Annotated in this window: 2 protein-coding genes; one reads left to right on the forward strand and one right to left on the reverse strand. The window is 48.1% G+C overall.

The features are described from left to right. Window positions 1-907 (reverse strand): RNA-guided endonuclease TnpB family protein (locus D5398_RS25275; protein WP_162940847.1); only part of this gene is annotated, 907 nt, incomplete at its 3' end. A 42-nt stretch (window positions 908-949) separates the two neighbouring features. On the opposite strand from D5398_RS25275, the gene tnpA reads away from it, so the two are divergent. Then, window positions 950-1,332 (forward strand): IS200/IS605 family transposase (gene tnpA, locus D5398_RS25280; RefSeq protein WP_425272776.1); only part of this gene is annotated, 383 nt, incomplete at its 3' end.

Below are 1,332 nucleotides of genomic sequence, written 5' to 3' on the forward strand. Positions count from 1 at the left end.
CTTCGGCTGCGGCTTTATATTCCACTTTCATAATGAAACCCTGCCAGGCTGCGTCACCAATAGCACGAGCGAGACAGGGGTTCTTCATCATATTTGCTGATTTTAGCGTCTCTACAATTACCGCTTGGTTTTCGTCAACAATTGCACGAGAGAGTTTGTGCTGAAAATCAGCGCGGGCATTGGCTACCCGCTCATGTACTGCGGCCAGCAGTAAACGCGCCTTACTACGGTTAGCGCTACCCCGTTTTTTCCGGGATAGTGCCTTCTGTTTGCGCCGCAGGTTACGACTCGCGTTTATCAGATGCCGGGGGTTATTTACTTTATCGCCGCTTGAGGGGATCAGGTAGTGCGATAACCCCATATCGTAGCCGGTTACACAGGTAATAAGGCTCGGCTTTTCTGGCGCTTCCTGTCCGTCGTCGCACAGAATTGAGGCAAAGTATTTGCCCGTCGCATTGCGACTGATCGTAATACTGGAAACCTTTCCGACTATCTCCCTGTGGATGTTTGCCCTGACGGGTTTCATTTTAGGGAGTTGGATAGCGTCAGTTAACACCTTACCGTTCGGGTGGTAGCTCGATTGCTTGCCTTGTTTACTCTTGAAAGAGGGGAAGTGAGCACGTTTCTTGAAAAAATTCCCAAATGCTGTATCGAGGTTAATTACGGCCTGCTGCAATGCCAGTGAGTCATATTCTTTCAGCCAACTATAGCGGCGCGACTTTTTGCCCACAGCCAGTAAAGGCTTTAAGTCGCGCTTAATGCTGACAGATACGCCGTGGCGTTGGTACATATGACGACAGATTTGCAGAGCTTTATTGTATGCAAAACGCACAGCGCCGAACTGGGCATTTAAAAATACCACCTGCTCGCCGTCCGGGTAAATACGTACTTTGGTTGCCCTTTTCATTTTAGCCGCTCACCTGTAATATCATTGAATTATGTTACTTTAATGGGTATTTTTCAAGTGAGTGTGCAAAGCGATGAGTTGGCGGGATATCTTCGCCGTCGTCATTCAGTCAGTAAACTGGTCGTGCATTTAATCTTTACGACAAAATACCGCCGCCGATTGCTCGATGGTGCGATGATTGACCAGATCAGAGAGGCATTTAAATCAGCGGCTGAGTCGCTTGAGGTTGAGATTTTAGAAATGGATGGCGAAGCGGATCACGTTCACATCCTGGTTGCATACCCGCCCAAACTGGCTATCAGCGTGCTGGTTAATAACCTTAAATCAACCAGCAGTCGTTATGTCAGGATTTTAAATACCCATCTTTGCAAGCAAAGTAATGCCGGAGTGCTCTGGTCACGTTCCTACTTTGCCTGTAGCGCTGG

The sequence above is a fragment of the Rahnella bruchi genome (assembly GCF_003614975.1).
GTDB classification, from domain to species: domain Bacteria; phylum Pseudomonadota; class Gammaproteobacteria; order Enterobacterales; family Enterobacteriaceae; genus Rahnella; species Rahnella bruchi.